This is a genomic window from Pseudomonas sp. MPB26 (assembly GCF_046605355.1).
GTDB classification, from domain to species: Bacteria; Pseudomonadota; Gammaproteobacteria; order Pseudomonadales; family Pseudomonadaceae; genus Aquipseudomonas; species Aquipseudomonas cedrina.
Genome location: NZ_CP176793.1, coordinates 3,626,291 through 3,642,673, shown reverse-complemented (window position 1 = coordinate 3,642,673; position 16,383 = coordinate 3,626,291). Strand labels below are relative to the sequence as shown.

Annotated in this window: 13 protein-coding genes; 10 read left to right on the top strand and 3 right to left on the bottom strand. The window is 62.1% G+C overall.

The annotated features are described in order from the left end of the window. Positions 1-52 precede the first annotated feature (52 nt). Positions 53-3,964, bottom strand: coding sequence for an ATP-dependent RNA helicase HrpA (hrpA, locus tag ACLH0H_RS16915; protein WP_411378870.1), 3,912 nt, complete (start codon positions 3,962-3,964; stop codon positions 53-55). A 104-nt stretch (positions 3,965-4,068) separates the two neighbouring features. Further along, positions 4,069-5,778: a bifunctional isocitrate dehydrogenase kinase/phosphatase gene (aceK, locus tag ACLH0H_RS16910; RefSeq protein ID WP_411378869.1), complete on the bottom strand. Its 1,710-nt coding sequence runs from the start codon at positions 5,776-5,778 to the stop codon at positions 4,069-4,071. Between the two features lie 122 nt (positions 5,779-5,900). Between aceK and ACLH0H_RS16905 the strand changes: the two genes are divergently transcribed. Continuing rightward, positions 5,901-6,785 (top strand): DMT family transporter, encoded by an 885-nt coding sequence (locus tag ACLH0H_RS16905; RefSeq protein WP_411378868.1) that lies wholly within the window; start codon positions 5,901-5,903, stop codon positions 6,783-6,785. Between the two features lie 130 nt (positions 6,786-6,915). Beyond that, complete coding sequence (locus ACLH0H_RS16900; protein WP_411378867.1) at positions 6,916-8,481, top strand: methyl-accepting chemotaxis protein; 1,566 nt, start codon at positions 6,916-6,918, stop codon at positions 8,479-8,481. 142 nt (positions 8,482-8,623) lie between these two features. Here ACLH0H_RS16900 and ACLH0H_RS16895 read toward each other — a convergent pair whose 3' ends face one another. Then, positions 8,624-9,316 carry an alpha/beta family hydrolase gene (locus tag ACLH0H_RS16895; RefSeq protein WP_411378866.1) on the bottom strand — a complete coding sequence of 231 codons (693 nt, stop codon included), beginning with the start codon at positions 9,314-9,316 and terminating at the stop codon, positions 8,624-8,626. A 79-nt stretch (positions 9,317-9,395) separates the two neighbouring features. Between ACLH0H_RS16895 and ccoN (ACLH0H_RS16890) the strand changes: the two genes are divergently transcribed. The 8 genes from ccoN (ACLH0H_RS16890) (at position 9,396) to ccoP (ACLH0H_RS16855) (ending at position 16,258) form a co-directional block, all read left to right on the top strand. Then, a complete protein-coding gene (gene ccoN / locus ACLH0H_RS16890; RefSeq protein ID WP_186693664.1) occupies positions 9,396-10,820 on the top strand; it encodes a cytochrome-c oxidase, cbb3-type subunit I in 1,425 nt (474 codons plus the stop codon). A gap of 10 nt (positions 10,821-10,830) precedes the next feature. Then, positions 10,831-11,439 (top strand): cytochrome-c oxidase, cbb3-type subunit II, encoded by a 609-nt coding sequence (gene ccoO, locus ACLH0H_RS16885; protein WP_411378865.1) that lies wholly within the window; start codon positions 10,831-10,833, stop codon positions 11,437-11,439. A 3-nt stretch (positions 11,440-11,442) separates the two neighbouring features. Beyond that, entirely contained in the window at positions 11,443-11,643 is a 201-nt protein-coding gene (locus tag ACLH0H_RS16880) for a cbb3-type cytochrome oxidase subunit 3 (protein ID WP_076949454.1), read from the top strand. Further along, a complete protein-coding gene (ccoP, locus tag ACLH0H_RS16875; protein WP_076949455.1) occupies positions 11,640-12,587 on the top strand; it encodes a cytochrome-c oxidase, cbb3-type subunit III in 948 nt (315 codons plus the stop codon). Before ACLH0H_RS16880 ends, ccoP (ACLH0H_RS16875) begins: the two co-directional genes overlap by 4 nt. 457 nt (positions 12,588-13,044) lie before the next feature. Further along, positions 13,045-14,487: a cytochrome-c oxidase, cbb3-type subunit I gene (gene ccoN / locus ACLH0H_RS16870; protein WP_076949456.1), complete on the top strand. Its 1,443-nt coding sequence runs from the start codon at positions 13,045-13,047 to the stop codon at positions 14,485-14,487. Then, positions 14,487-15,095 (top strand): cytochrome-c oxidase, cbb3-type subunit II, encoded by a 609-nt coding sequence (gene ccoO / locus ACLH0H_RS16865; protein WP_065881226.1) that lies wholly within the window; start codon positions 14,487-14,489, stop codon positions 15,093-15,095. The genes ccoN (ACLH0H_RS16870) and ccoO (ACLH0H_RS16865) overlap by 1 nt, the downstream gene beginning before the upstream one ends. 3 nt (positions 15,096-15,098) lie before the next feature. Continuing rightward, on the top strand, positions 15,099-15,284 hold the full coding sequence (locus ACLH0H_RS16860) for a CcoQ/FixQ family Cbb3-type cytochrome c oxidase assembly chaperone (protein WP_003183474.1): 186 nt from the start codon (positions 15,099-15,101) through the stop codon (positions 15,282-15,284). Further along, positions 15,281-16,258, top strand: coding sequence for a cytochrome-c oxidase, cbb3-type subunit III (gene ccoP, locus ACLH0H_RS16855; protein WP_411378864.1), 978 nt, complete (start codon positions 15,281-15,283; stop codon positions 16,256-16,258). Before ACLH0H_RS16860 ends, ccoP (ACLH0H_RS16855) begins: the two co-directional genes overlap by 4 nt. Positions 16,259-16,383: the final 125 nt, after the last annotated feature.

Here is a 16,383-nt window from a genome sequence, read left to right as displayed (position 1 = left end):
GCAAGCCCGCTCCCACAGTGGAACTGCTTCGTCCCTGAAATCGAAAACGGCTTCAGGGCTCTACCTGACTCCATTGCTTGCTCAGGCGCTTGTCGGAAATCGGCACTTTGGTGCCCAACTGCTGGCCAAACAGCGACACGCGGTATTCTTCCAGCCACCAGCGGTAAAGCTCCAGCTGGGGATCGCGCTTGCCTTCCTGGGTGTGTTTTTTCAGGCGGGTTTCGTACTGCGTCCAAAGACCGCTGAGTTCGCTGCTCCATACCCGGTCCTTTTGCACCTGGCTGGGCAGTTTTTCCAGGCGCAGTTCAATGGCCTTGAGGTAACGCGGCAATTCCTTGAACCACTGCGCCGGGGTTTCGCGCACGAACCCTGGGTACACCAGGTTGCCCAGTTGCTGCTTGATGTCGTTAAGCGCCACGGCCTGGGCGAGGTCGATCTTGCCTTTGAAGCGCTTTTGCAGGCCGTGCCAGAGTTTCAGCACCTCCAGGGTCAGCCGCGCCAGGCGTTCGGCCTGTTCAGTCCATCCGCCACGTTTACGCTCGGCCAACGCCGCCAGGCCGGCACCGTCGCGCGGCAGGCTGGCTTCGCCTTCGAGCACGCAGGTGTCGAGGCTGGCCAACAGGATATCTTCGACCAATGCATCGATGCGGCCCAATTCGCGGTACATCAGGCCCAGTTCCGTCAGGCCCGGCAATTTGCCGCGCAGGAATTTCGCCGGTTCCGCCAATTGCTGTATCAGCAAGCGCTGCAACGCACGACGGTGCTGGAACTCCGCTTCGGCCGCGGTCGAGAAACGCCCTTCCTTGACCGTGCCGTTCTCTTCCACCAACGCCGGATATACCGTCATCGACAGCCCGGCGATTTTCTGCTGGGTCTTTTCCGCCACCGGAGCAAATACCTTGGCTTGCACCGGCTGTTGGCTCTTCGCCGTTTGCGGCACGGCCAACGCGGCCTGGCTGGCTTGGGCAAAGCGCGCAGTCAGCTCGGCCAGGTCACGGCCTTCGCCAAGGAACTTGCCTTGGCCGTCGACCACTTCCAGGTTCATCTTCAAGTGGCTCTCCACCTGCTGCGCGGCCTCGGCCCAGGCTTCATCGCTGACCCGCGCGCCGGTCATGCGCAGCAGTTCGCGGCCCAGCGCCTGGGGCAACGAACCCTGGCCGAACTCGATACGTTGCAGCGCCGCCTTGACGAAGTCCGGCACCGGCACGAAGTTCTTGCGCAGGGCCTTGGGCAGGTTGCGCACCAGGGCGATGCACTTGGCCTCGATCACCCCCGGCACCAGCCATTCCAGACGCTCCGGCGGCAAGGCCGGCAGCAGCGGCGCCGGCACGCGCAGGGTCACGCCGTCGCGCGGGTGGTTGGGTTCGAAGTGGTAACTCAAGGCCAGCTCCAGGTCGCCCAGGTGCAGGGTGTCCGGATAATGCGCGGCGGTGACTTCACTGGCCTCGCGGGCCAGCACGTCTTCTTCGCGCATGATCAGCAGTTGCGGGTCTTTCTGGCTGTTGACCTTGTACCAGCTGTCGAAGGTGGCGGTCTGGTGAATTTCCGCAGGCAGACGCGCATCGTAGAAGGCATAGAGGGTTTCTTCGTCCGCCAGGATGTCGCGGCGGCGCGCCTTGGCTTCCAACTCGTCGAGCTGTTCAAGCAGTCGCTGGTTGGCCGTGAGGCACTTGGCGCGCGACTGGATCTCGCCCCGCACCAGGCCTTCGCGGATAAACAGCTCGCGCGACACCACCGGGTCAATCGGCCCGTAATGCACCGGCCGCCGCCCGACCACGATCAGGCCGAACAGGGTGATCTGCTCAAACGCCACGACTTGCCCGCGCTTCTTCTCCCAGTGCGGCTCGAAGTGGTTCTTCTTGATCAGGTGCCCGGCCAAAGGCTCGATCCAGTCGGCGTCGATCTTGGCCACCATGCGCGCATACAGCTTGGTGGTTTCCACCAGTTCGGCGGTCATCAGCCATTGCGGGCGTTTCTTGCCGATGCCCGACGAGGGGTGAATCCAGAAGCGGCGCTGGCGCGCGCCCAGGTAGTCGCCGTCCTCGGTCTTCTGGCCGATCTGGCTGAGCAAGCCGGACAACACCGCCTTGTGCAATTTCGGGAAGTCCGCAGGCTCCTTGTTGATCGTCAACTGCATGTCGCGGCAGATCAGGCTCAACTGGCGATGGGAATCGCGCCACTCGCGCAGGCGCAGGTAATTGAGGAAATTCTTGCGGCACCAGTTGCGCAGCGGGCTGGCGGTGAGCGCCTGGCGCTGTTCTTCAAAGCCGCGCCATAGGTTGACCAGCCCGGCGAAGTCCGAGTCCGCGTCTTTCCACTGGGCGTGGGCCTGGTCGGCGGCTTGCTGACGCTCCGGCGGGCGCTCGCGGGGGTCCTGGATCGACATGGCGCTGGCGACGATCAGCACTTCCTGCAAACTGCCAAGCTTGGCGGCTTCCAGCAGCATGCGGCCCATGCGCGGGTCGACCGGCAGGCGCGCCAGTTGGCGGCCCAGGGGGGTGAGCTGGCTGTTGCGGTCCACCGCCGAGAGTTCTTGCAGCAAGTTGAACCCGTCGCTGATGGCCTTGCCATCCGGCGGTTCGATAAACGGGAAATCGGTAATCTCGCCAAGACGCAGATGCAGCATCTGCAGGATCACGGCGGCGAGGTTGGTGCGCAGGATCTCCGGGTCGGTAAATTCCGGGCGGCCGATAAAGTCTTCTTCGCTGTACAAGCGAATGCAGATGCCTGGCTCGACGCGGCCGCAACGGCCTTTACGCTGGTTGGCGCTGGCCTGGGAAATCGCCTCGATCGGAAGGCGTTGCACCTTGGCGCGGTAGCTGTAGCGGCTGATGCGTGCGGTGCCGCTGTCGATCACGTAGCGAATGCCCGGCACGGTCAGCGAGGTTTCCGCAACGTTGGTCGCCAGCACCACACGCCGGCCCGGGTGGGACTGGAAGATGCGCTGCTGTTCGGCAGGCGACAGGCGCGCATACAGCGGCAGGATTTCGGTGTGCTTGAGCTGGGCCTTGCGCAGCATTTCGGCGGCGTCGCGAATCTCACGCTCGCCCGGCAAAAACACCAGCACATCGCCAGGGCTGCGCCGCTCGCTGCGCTCATAGGCGGCGATTTCATCCAGGGTGGCGAGGATCGCCTGGTCGACCGTGAGGTCATCCTCGACGCGGTTGCCCTCCTCGTCCTGCTCCAGGGTCAGCGGGCGGTACCAAGTGTCCACGGGGAAGGTGCGCCCCGAGACCTCGACGATCGGCGCATCGTCGAAGTGCTTGGAAAAGCGCTCCAGGTCGATGGTCGCCGAGGTGATGATGACTTTCAGGTCCGGACGGCGCGGCAGCAGAGTTTTCAGGTAGCCCAGCAGGAAGTCGATGTTCAGGCTGCGTTCGTGGGCTTCGTCGACAATGATCGTGTCGTAGCGTTCCAGGTAGCGATCATTTTGGGTTTCCGCCAGCAGGATGCCGTCGGTCATCAGCTTGATCAGCGTGTTGGAATCACTCTGGTCTTCGAAGCGCACTTGATAGCCAACCAGCGCGCCCAGCGGCGTGGCCAGTTCCTCGGCAACCCGGCTGGCGACGCTGCGCGCGGCGATCCGGCGCGGCTGGGTGTGGCCGATCAGGCCGAACTGGCCACGGCCGATTTCCAGGCAAATCTTCGGCAACTGGGTGGTTTTACCCGAGCCGGTCTCACCGGCGATGATCAACACCTGATGCTTGTTCAGCGCTGCCTTGATCTCATCGCGCTTGGCCGCAATCGGCAGGCTGTCGTCGTAACGGATCACCGGCAGGCTGGCGCGCCGCGCAGTGACCTGCGCGCACGATGCCTGCATTCTCGCCACCCACTGCGCCAGCTTGCCCTCGTCGGGTTTCTTGCGCAGCTCGAGCAATTGCCGGCGCAAGCGCTGGCGGTCGGCGAGCATGGCGTGATCAAGGGTTTGGAGCAGTTGGTCGATAGTGGGCGCTTGGTCAGTCATCAGGTACTTTGGCGGTCATCTATTTATGCACGGCCGGTAAGTGTGGCAGAAAATCGGCTCACCTGGCAGGCGGCTATGTAAACAGGGACCCACTGTGGGAGCGCTTACAGGGGATCCTTTCTGCGGTAGGGAAACACGTCGATCACCTTGCCGGCGCGAATCGCCTCCTGCAGACCTTTCCAGAAGTCCGCGTTGTACAACTCGCCATGCAGCTCAGCAAACAGCTTGCGCTGGCCGGCGTCGGCAAACAGGAACGGCGGGAATTCTTCAGGGAACACATCCAGCGGGCCGATCGAGTACCAGGGTTCGGAGGCCATTTCGTCTTCGGGGGTGCGCGGTGCCGGGATATGGCGGAAGTTGGCTTCGGTGAGGTAGCAGATTTCATCGTAGTCGTAGAACACCACACGGCCGTGGCGGGTGACGCCGAAGTTTTTCAGCAGCATGTCGCCGGGGAAGATATTCGCCGCCGCCAGCTGCTTGATCGCCAAGCCATAGTCTTGCAGGGCTTCACGCACCTGGGCCGGGTTGGCGTTCTCGAGGTAGAGGTTGAGCGGCGTCATGCGCCGCTCGGTCCAGCAATGGCGGATCAGCACGGTGTCGCCTTCCACCTCGACAGTGCCGGCAGCCACTTCCAGCAGCTCGGCCAGGCATTGCGGTTCGAATTTGCCCAGGGGGAACCGGAAGTCGGCGAACTCCTGGGTATCGGCCATGCGCCCGACCCGGTCGACGCTTTTGACCAAGCGATACTTCTCGATCACCGTGGCGCGGTTGACGTTCTTCGAAGGTGAGAACCGGTCCTTGATGATCTTGAACACGGTGTTGAAGCCCGGCAGGGTAAATACGCTCATGACCATGCCGCGCACACCGGGCGCCATGATGAATTGATCGTCGGTGCTGGCCAGGTGGTTGATCAGCGCGCGATAGAACTCCGACTTGCCGTGCTTGTAGAAACCAATCGAGGTGTACAACTCGGCGATATGTTTACTGGGCAGGATGCGCTTGAGAAAGCCGACGAATTCCGCCGGCACCGGTACATCCACCATGAAGTAGGAACGGGTGAACGAGAAGATGATCGACACGTCGGCTTCATCGGTGATCAGCGCGTCGATCTGGATGCCCTGCCCTTCGCGGTGCAGCAGTGGGATGACCAGCGGCCATTGTTCGTCGCGGGTATAAATGCGCCCCACTAGATAGGCGCCCTTGTTGCGGTAAAGCACCGAGGAGAACAACTCGACCTTGAGATCCGGGTCTTTACAGACCCAATCCGGCAGGTTTTCGCGCAGTTGCGCTTCGAGGCGGCGCAGGTCGGCGGTCAAATCGGCGTAGGGTTCGCTGAAACTGAAGTCTGCAAAGACCTGCGCAAGCATGTGCGCAATGTTGCCGACCGGTGCATACGTGCGGGTTTGCGCCGCCCGCGCCCGGCGCAGGCTGGGCCGGGTGGTGTGGATGAACATGCAGCCATCGCTGATCAGGTCATGACTGAACAGGCCGCAGAAGATCGAGTTGTACCATGTCTCGGACAGTTCATCGTCCAAGCGCAGATCGATAAGGCCGATGTAGGCGCTTTTAACCAAGGGCCAGCTTTCAATATCCAGCAACAGCGCGTCCTCGAAACTCGCGCGCAGGCGCTTGGTCACCTCGAGCACTTTTTCTTCATACAGGTTGATGCGCGACGCCGACGCCGCCTGCCCCTGCTGCCACTGGGCCTTTTCGAAACGCTCGCGGGCGCCGTCGGTGATCTGGCGGAAGTGCTCACGGTAATCATCAAAACCATCGAGGATCATCCGGGCAATGGCGAGGGCGGACTGCGACATGCGGGAAACCTCGAACGGGCATCGGGAAGCCCTGAGCTTAGCCAGTGCAGGGGGGGAAGGAGAAGAGGCATTTTTTGTGCGGCCCTGTACACTCCCCCGCCTTACTGACCTGGGAGTGTTCCGTGAGACCTGTCGACACCCTGTACTTGTTGGGGCTGGCCGCCATCTGGGGCGCGAGCTTTTTGTTCATGCGCATCATCGCACCGGAGATCGGCACCCTACCGACCGCGTTCTTTCGTGTATCGATCGCCGCCACAGGGTTGTTGGTGATGTTGGCGGTGATGCGGGTGAAATGGGATTTCCAGGGCAAGTTCAAGACCGTCCTATTGCTGGGCGTAATCAACTCAGGGATCCCGGCGACCCTTTATTCGGTAGCCGCCCAGGTGCTGCCGGCCGGCTATTCAGCGATCTTCAACGCCACCACGCCGCTGATGGGCGTATTGATCGGCGGGCTGTTCTTCAGCGAACGCCTCACCCTCTCGAAAATCGCGGGGGTGTGCCTGGGTTTGTTCGGCGTGGGCATACTGACCCGCGCCGGGCCGGTGGCGTTTGACCTGGAATTATTGATGGGCGCATTGGCCTGCCTGTTGGCCACCACCTGTTATGGCTTTGCCGGTTTTCTCGCGCGGCGCTGGCTGGATCAGCGTGGCGGGCTGGACAGCCGCCTTTCGGCGTTGGGCAGCATGCTCGGGGCTACGTTGTTCCTGCTGCCGTTGTTTGCCTACAGCGCCATCAGCCATCCCCCCGCCAGTTGGGGTGGATGGCAGGTGTGGATGTCGCTGCTGGGGCTGGGGTTGGTGTGTACGGCGTTTGCGTATGTGTTGTACTTCCGGCTGCTCACCGCGATTGGACCCGTGAGATCGATGACCACCACCTTCCTGATTCCGCCGTTCGGCGTGCTATGGGGCGCGTTGCTGCTGGATGAGCCTTTGTCCATGGCGCATCTGTATGGCGGGGTGCTGATTGCTGGGGCGTTGTGGCTGGTGTTGCGGCCGAAAAAACGCTGAGGATCGGCGGTACGCCCCTGAAGGCTGCCATCACACCGCAGGACACTGGCGGGCCGATTGTTGCAAAAATAAGTTAAATAAACCCCCGTTCCGGCCGACAACCCCTGAAAGCCTTGCGGATTGAACAATCATGCGTAATAACCAGCCCGTTACCCAGCGCGAACGTACCTTCCCCGCTCAGCAACGGTTGATCTCCACCACAGATGCCAAGGGCGTGATCACCTACTGTAACGACGCGTTTGTCGAGATCAGTGGGTACACCCGCGACGAACTGGTCCGTGCCCCGCACAACCTGGTGCGGCACCCGGATGTTCCGGCCGCGGTGTTCGCGCACATGTGGTCCACGCTCAAACAAGGCTTGCCATGGATGGGCATTGTCAAGAATCGCTGCAAGACCGGTGATCACTACTGGGTTAACGCCTATGTGACGCCGGTCTTCGAAGGCAACCAGGTGGTCGGCTACGAATCGGTGCGCATCAAACCCTCCGCCGAGCAGATCCGCCGCGCCGAAGCGCTCTACCAGCGCATCAACCAGGGCAAGTCGGCGATCCCCCAGCGGGACAAGTGGCTGCCGGTGTTGCAGGACTGGCTGCCGTTTATCCTGATCAGCCAGTTGAGTTTCATGATCGGCGCCACGCTAACCTCGCAATGGGGCTTTGCCCTGGCGGCGGGGCTGTCGGTACCGCTCGGCCTGCTCGGCCTGAGCTGGCAGCAGCGCGGCCTCAAGCGCCTGTTGCGCCTGGCCGAGCAGACCACCTCCGACCCGCTGATCGCGCAGATGTACACCGACAGCCGTGGTGCCCAGGCGCGGCTGGAGATGTCGATCCTCAGCCAGGAGGCGCGTCTGAAGACCTGCCTCACGCGCTTGCAGGACACCGCCGAACACCTCAACGAACAGGCCGCGCAGTCCAATACCCTGGCGCATAACAGCTCCAGCGGCCTGGAACGCCAGCGCGTGGAAACCGAACAGGTGGCCACCGCAGTCAACCAGATGGCGGCCACCACCCAGGAAGTCGCCAGCCACGTGCAGCGTACCGCCGATGCGACCCAGGAGGCCAACCGCCTGACGGGCCGCGGCCGCGATATCGCCGGGGAAACCCGCGAGGCGATCCAGCGTCTGTCCGTTGCGGTGGGTGAGACCGGCGTGACCGTGACCCAACTGGCCAAGGACAGCGATGAAATTGGCGGGGTGGTCGACGTGATCAAAGGCATTGCCGACCAGACCAACCTGCTGGCGCTCAACGCCGCGATTGAAGCGGCGCGGGCCGGCGAGATGGGCCGCGGGTTTGCCGTGGTCGCTGACGAAGTGCGTCAACTGGCGCAACGCACCGCCGAATCGACCGGGCAGATCCATGCCCTGATCGCCAAGCTGCAGCAGACGGCCGCCGCTGCCGTGCAAACTATGGACGCCGGGCATCGCCAGGCCGAAGAGGGCGTGGCGCGGGTGATGGAAGCGGACCAGGCGCTGGTGGGCATCAGCGAAGCGGTGGCGCACATCACCGACATGACCACCCAGATCGCGGCGGCAACCGAAGAGCAAAGCTCGGTGGCCGAAGAGATCAGCCGCAACATCAGCACCATTGCGCTGTTGGCGGACCAGACCTCGGAACAGGCGATGAACTCGGCGCAGTTGAGTGAAGAGCTCACGCATACCGCCAATACCCAGTATTCGCTGGTGGAGCGGTTTAACCGGTAGACCGTTACGGATCGTTCCCACGCTCTGCGTGGGAATGCCTCGTGTGACGCTCTGCGTCACGGTTTCAAGAGCAGACGCGGAGCGTCCAGGGCTGCGTTCCCACGCAGAGCGTGGGAACGATCAAAAGTACTGCGATGGCGCCCTAAAGGCCAGCAACAAACCCAGCCACTTTCACCGCCGCCGCCTCAAGATGGTGCTCATGACTGAACCCCGAAGCCTTCAACGGCTTCAAGTCATGGTCACCCGCCGCCAGCCACATCACTTCGATGCTCGGCGACAATGCATACGTCTGCACCGCCGCGCGGTTGCCCAGTGCATCACGCTCGCCTTGCACAATCAACGTCGGCGTCTGCAACCCAGCCAGGTGCTCGACCCGGGGTTTTTCCGGCTTGCCCACGGCATAGAACGGATACCCCAGGCACACCAGCCCATCGGCGTGCAATTCATCGGCCAGCAAACTGGCCATGCGTGCGCCCATCGACTTACCGCCAATGGCCAATTTTCCCGCGACATGAGGTCGCACCTCGGCATACACCTCGCGCCACGCCTCCAACAGTTTCGGCGCCGGATTGGGCGGGCGTTTACCCCCATCCGCGCGGCGTTGGGCCATATAGGGGAACTCAAAGCGCAACACGTTCACGCCATGCCCGGCAAGGCGTGCAGCCATGTCATTCATGAACCCGGAGTCCATCGGTGCGCCGGCGCCGTGGGCCAGGATCAGCGTGACCGCTTCGCCCGCCCGCTTGCCCGACGCGACATCCCACAGCCAGCCGTGTTCCCGCACACGCTGTGCCCATTGATCCCCGTCAATACTGGCCTTGTGCTCTTTGCCCATGCTTGCCTCGCTTTTTAGTCTGCCTATAACTCCAGCCCAAGTGCGGCATCTGCTTGGGTTGAACCGTGGATGGGGAACCATGAACACTACTTTAAGTACCGCCTATAACTACAAGGTGGTCCGCCAATTCGCCATTATGACGGTGGTGTGGGGCATCGTCGGCATGGGGCTCGGGGTTTTTCTCGCCGCCCAATTGGTCTGGCCTGCACTCAATTTCGACTTGCCGTGGACCAGCTTCGGGCGCCTGCGCCCGCTGCACACCAACGCGGTGATCTTTGCCTTCGGCGGCTGCGCGCTGTTCGCCAGCTCCTTCTACTCGGTGCAACGCACCTGCCAGACCCAGCTGTTCGCGCCCAAACTGGCGGCGTTCTGCTTCTGGGGCTGGCAACTGGTGATCCTGCTGGCGGCGATCAGCCTGCCGCTGGGCTACACCAGTTCCAAGGAATACGCGGAGCTGGAATGGCCGATCGACATCCTGATCACCATTGTCTGGGTGGCCTACGCCATCGTGTTCTTTGGCACCGTGGCCAAGCGCAACACCAAGCACATCTATGTCGGCAACTGGTTCTTCGGCGGGTTCATCCTTACCGTGGCCATCCTGCATATCGTCAACAACCTGGAAATCCCGGTCAGTCTGACCAAGTCCTACTCCCTTTACGGCGGTGCAACGGATGCCATGGTGCAGTGGTGGTATGGGCACAACGCGGTAGGCTTTTTCCTCACCGCCGGTTTCCTCGGCATGATGTATTACTTCGTGCCGAAACAGGCCGAGCGTCCGGTGTATTCCTATCGCTTGTCCATCGTGCATTTCTGGGCGCTGATCACCCTGTACATCTGGGCGGGCCCGCATCACCTGCATTACACCGCGCTGCCGGACTGGGCGCAGTCCCTGGGCATGGTGATGTCGCTGGTGCTGCTGGCACCGAGCTGGGGCGGCATGATCAACGGCATGATGACGCTGTCGGGCGCCTGGCATAAATTGCGCAGCGACCCGATCCTGCGCTTTCTGGTGGTCTCGCTGGCGTTCTACGGCATGTCGACTTTCGAAGGCCCGATGATGGCAATCAAGACCGTCAACTCGCTGTCCCACTACACCGACTGGACCATCGGCCACGTACACGCCGGCGCCCTCGGCTGGGTGGCGATGATCTCCATCGGCGCGCTGTACCACATGATCCCCAAAGTCTTCGGCCGCGAGCAGATGCACAGCGTCGGCCTGATCAACGCGCACTTCTGGTTGGCCACCATCGGCACCGTGCTCTACATCGCCTCGATGTGGGTCAACGGCATCGCCCAGGGCCTGATGTGGCGCGCGATCAACGAAGACGGCACCTTGACCTACTCGTTCGTCGAAACCCTGGTGGCCAGCCACCCAGGCTTCATCGTGCGGCTGGTGGGCGGGGCGATCTTCCTCAGCGGCATGTTCCTGATGGCTTACAACACGTGGCGCACCGTGCGTTCGGCGCAGCCAGTCGAAGCCGTCCCTGTCGCGCAGCTGGCCTGAGGAGTCTGTGATGAAACACGAAACGATTGAAAAAAACGTCGGCCTGCTGATGCTGCTCATGGTGCTCGCCGTGAGCATCGGCGGCCTGACCCAGATCGTCCCGCTGTTCTTCCAGGACGTGACCAACAAGCCGGTGGAAGGCATGAAACCCTACACCGCGCTGCAACTGGAAGGCCGTGACATTTACATCCGCGAAGGCTGCGTACAGTGTCATTCGCAGATGATCCGACCGTTCCGCGCCGAAACCGAGCGCTACGGCCATTACTCGGTCGCCGGTGAAAGCGTGTGGGACCACCCCTTCCTGTGGGGCTCCAAGCGTACCGGGCCGGACCTGGCACGCGTCGGCGCGCGTTACTCGGACGACTGGCACCGCGCGCACTTGTACAACCCGCGCAACGTGGTGCCGGAGTCGAAGATGCCGGCCTATCCGTGGCTGGTCACGGCTGCCGTCGACAACAGCCACACCGAGACCAAGTTGAAAGTGATGCGCACCCTCGGCGTGCCCTACACCGACGACGACATCACTGCCGCCGTCGCCAGCCTGAAGGGCAAGACCGAGATGGACGCGCTGGTTGCGTACCTGCAAGTGCTCGGCACTGCCATCAAGAGCAAGAGGTGAGCCATGGGATTTGAATTCGATGCGGGCACCATCCGCGGCCTCGGCACGCTGGTGGTCGCCATCGCCTTTATCGGCCTGTCGCTGTGGGTATTCAACAACCGGCGCAATGCGGAATTCGAGGAAGCACGCCTGCTGCCCTTCGCCGACGAGCCTGCGCCATCCGACGCTCACCAAGAGCCTGCAACAAGGAGCAATCGGCCATGACCACTTTCTGGAGTACATGGATCTGCGTACTGACCCTCGGCAGCCTGATCGGCCTGACCTGGCTCTTGATCGGCACCCGCAAGGGCGAGACCAAGGGCAGCGTCGACCAGACCATGGGCCACGCCTTCGACGGAATCGAGGAATACGACAACCCGCTGCCCCAGTGGTGGTTCATGCTGTTCGCCGGCACCCTGGTGTTTGCGGTCGGCTACCTGATCCTCTACCCGGGCCTGGGCAACTGGAAGGGCGTGCTGCCGGGCTATGAAGACGGCTGGACCTCAGCCAAGGAGTGGGACAAGGAGATGGCCAAGGCCGACACCAGGTTCGGGCCGATCTTCGCCAAGTTCTCGGCCATGCCCGTGGAAGAAGTCGCCAAGGACCCACAAGCCTTGAAGATGGGCGGCCGCCTGTTTGCCTCCAACTGCTCGGTGTGCCACGGCTCGGACGCCAAGGGCGCGTTTGGCTTCCCGAATCTTGCGGACAACATCTGGCGCTGGGGCGGTTCGGCCGAAGCGATCAAGACCACCATTCTCAACGGCCGTCACGCGGCAATGCCGGCCTGGGGTGACATGCTCGGCGACGAGGGTGTGAAAAATGTTGCCGCCTATGTGCGTCACGACCTGGCCAAGCTGCCATTGCCGGCCGACAGCAGCGCCGACCTCGCGGCAGGCCAAGCGGCGTTCAACACCACCTGCGTCGCGTGCCACGGCCCTGAAGGCCACGGCATGCAAGCCATGGGTGCGCCCGACTTGACCAAACCGGGCGGCTACATCTACGGCACCAGCCTGGCGCAGTTGCAGCAGACCATCCGGCACGGCCGCCAAGGCCAGATGCCCGCGCAGGAAGTGTTGCAAGGCAACGACAAGGTGCACCTGCTGGCGGCCTATGTTTACAGCCTCTCCCACAACGCTGATGGCGCAACGCCAGAAAGCCAAGCCCAATAGCCTCTGATTGCCGCCGCTGATCAGGCGCGGCAACCGGCCTTTCTGTAGGAGCGAGCTTGCTCGCGAAGAACCTGAGGATGCCGCGCTCATCCAGAATGAACGCGGCGCTCTTAGTTATTCGTGAGCAAGCTCGTTCCTGCAGTGGGTTGAGACTGCGCGACCAAGTGTCGCACCCTTCCAAAGCACACCTTTCCCCCCGCGCTATTCGGGTCTACGCTTTCGTGCAAGCGCAGCGGTTGCGGCGCGAGCACGAGCGTCGTTGCGGCCCGAAAAAATTCCTGTCCACTCGATCAGCTTTCTATTTGGCAATTTGTCCTTACATCAAACATGGAAAGGGCGCAGAATCTGGCTTGGAACGCCTTGACGCAGGTCAGCGTTGCGTTGCATTGGCCTCTCGCTTTCTACATACTTGCGGCCGATTTTTACCTATAAAAAAACTAAACCGTGGAACCTTAGAATGAGCACAGCAATCAGTCCGACTGCTTATAACTATAAGGTAGTCCGCCAGTTCGCCATCATGACGGTGGTCTGGGGGATCCTTGGCATGGGGCTCGGGGTGTTCATCGCCTCGCAGCTGGTTTGGCCGGAATTGAATTTCGGCTTGCCATGGACGACCTTCGGTCGCCTGCGCCCGCTGCACACCAACCTGGTGATCTTTGCCTTCGGCGGATGTGCATTGTTTGCCACCTCCTACTATGTCGTGCAGCGAACCTGCCAGACGCGACTGATCTCCGACGGCCTTGCGGCCTTCACCTTCTGGGGCTGGCAAGCCGTCATCCTCGGCGCCATCGTCACTCTGCCGCTGGGTTACACCACTACCAAGGAATACGCCGAGCTCGAATGGCCCATCGCCATTTTGCTCGCCATTGTCTGGGTGACCTACGCCGTGGTGTTCTTCGGCACCATCGTCAAGCGCAAGACCAAGCACATCTATGTGGGCAACTGGTTCTACGGCGCGTTTATCCTGGTCACGGCGATGCTGCACATCGTCAACCACGCCTCGTTGCCGGTCAGCCTGTTCAAGTCCTACTCGGCCTACGCCGGGGCGACGGATGCGATGATCCAGTGGTGGTACGGGCATAACGCCGTAGGGTTTTTCCTGACCACCGGTTTCCTGGGGATGATGTACTACTTCGTGCCTAAACAGGCCGAACGTCCTATTTACTCGTATCGCCTGTCCATCGTGCACTTCTGGGCGCTGATCACCCTGTACATCTGGGCCGGCCCGCACCACTTGCACTACACCGCGCTGCCGGATTGGGCGCAATCCCTGGGCATGGCCATGTCGATCATCCTGCTGGCGCCAAGCTGGGGCGGCATGATCAACGGCATGATGACGCTGTCGGGCGCCTGGCATAAGCTGCGCACCGACCCGATCCTGCGCTTCCTCGTGGTCTCGCTGGCGTTCTACGGCATGTCGACCTTCGAAGGCCCGATGATGGCGATCAAGACCGTCAACTCCCTGTCCCACTACACCGACTGGACCATCGGCCACGTACACGCCGGCGCCCTCGGTTGGGTGGCGATGATCTCCATCGGCGCGCTGTACCACATGATCCCCAAGCTGTTCGGCCGCGCGCAGATGCACAGCGTCGGGCTGATCAACACGCACTTCTGGCTGGCCACTATCGGCACCGTGCTCTACATCGCCTCGATGTGGGTCAACGGTATCACCCAGGGCTTGATGTGGCGTGCGATCAACGATGACGGCACCCTCACCTACTCCTTCGTCGAAGCACTGCAAGCCAGCCACCCGGGCTTTATCGTCCGCGCCCTGGGCGGTGCGTTCTTTGCCACCGGCATGCTGTTCATGGCCTACAACGTCTGGCGCACCGTGCGTGCGTCCGACCCTGCGCAAGCTGAAGCCGCCGCCAAGATCGCCGTTGTGGGAGCCCACTGATGAAGCATGAAGTAGTCGAGAAGAATATCGGTCTGCTGGCCTTCTTCATGGTCATTGCCGTGAGTATCGGCGGCTTGACCCAGATCGTGCCGCTGTTTTTCCAGGACGTGACCAACAAGCCGGTCGAAGGCATGAAGCCGCGCAGCGCCCTGGAACTGGAAGGGCGCGACGTGTACATCGCCAACGGTTGCGTCGGCTGCCATTCGCAAATGATCCGCCCGTTCCGTGCCGAAACCGAACGCTACGGCCACTATTCGGTCGCCGGTGAAAGTGTCTGGGACCACCCGTTCCTCTGGGGCTCCAAACGCACCGGCCCGGACCTGGCCCGTGTCGGCGGTCGCTACTCCGATGACTGGCAACGTGCGCATTTGTACAACCCGCGCAACGTCGTGCCTGAATCGAAAATGCCGGCCTACCCGTTCCTCGTGGAAAACAAGCTCGACGGCAAGGACACCGCGAAGAAGATGGAAGTGCTGCGCACCCTGGGCGTGCCCTATACCGACGAAGATATCGCCGGCGCGGCCGCCGCCGTGAAGGGCAAGACCGAAATGGACGCATTGGTGGCCTACCTGCAAGGCCTGGGCACCATCATCAAAAGCAAACGGTGATTCATGGATATCGGGATGATTCGTGGGCTGGGCACCGTTGTGGTGATGGTGGCCTTTATCGGCCTGGCGCTGTGGGTGTTCAGCCCCAAGCGCAAATCGGAGTTTGACGACGCGACCTTGCTGCCTTTCGCGGATGATCCCGAAGCCATCAAGCACGTCGAGCAAGCGTCTAGGAGTAACAAAGAATGACTACGTTCTGGAGTCTGTACGTCACAGTCCTCAGCCTGGGCACCATCTTCGCCCTGACCTGGCTGCTGCTGTCGACCCGCAAGGGCCAGCGCGCCGAGCAAACCGACGAGACTGTCGGCCACTCGTTCGACGGCATCGAGGAGTACGACAACCCGCTGCCCAAGTGGTGGTTCATGCTGTTTGTCGGCACCATCATTTTCGCCCTCGGCTACCTGGTGCTGTACCCGGGCCTGGGCAACTGGAAGGGCCTGCTGCCGGGCTACAACTACCTCGACAACGATAAGCAAACCCCTTTCGCCAACGGCCAGACCGGCTGGACCGGCGTGCACGAATGGGAGAAGGAAATGGCCAGGTCGGAGGCCAAGTTCGGGCCGATCTTCGCCAAGTTCGCCTCGATGCCGATTGAAGAAGTGGCCAAGGACCCGCAAGCCCTGAAGATGGGTGGCCGCCTGTTCGCCTCCAACTGCTCGGTGTGCCATGGTTCCGACGCCAAGGGCGCCTATGGCTTCCCCAACCTGACCGACGCCGACTGGCGCTGGGGTGGCGAGCCGGCCACTATCAAGGAAACCATCATGAAGGGCCGCCACGCGGTGATGCCGGGCTGGCTGGATATCCTGAAGGAACAAGGCGTCAGCGACGTCGCCGCCTTCGTGCTGACCAACCTCGACGGCCGCAAACTGCCGGAAGGCGCAAAGGCTGATGTCGCCAACGGCGAAAAACTCTTCGCCGCCAACTGCGTGGCCTGCCACGGCCCCGCCGGCAAAGGCACCCCGGCCATGGGCGCGCCCGACCTGACCCACCCGGCTGCCTTCATCTACGGTTCGAGCTTCGCCCAACTGCAACAGACCATCCGCTGGGGCCGCCAGGGCCAGATGCCGGCCCAGGAACAGCTGCAGGGCAATGACAAGGTGCACTTGCTCGCGGCGTATGTGTACAGCTTGTCCCATGGGGAGAAGAAGGCTGAGGAAAAATAAGGCCTTGAGAACACCAAAGCCCCGCGCAGCATAACTGGCGGGGCTTTGTTGTTTCTGGCGTCGGACGTCGTAATGCGCTACCACTTGTAGCCTCGGACTTGCGGTGCGCAACCATCAAGTAGTAA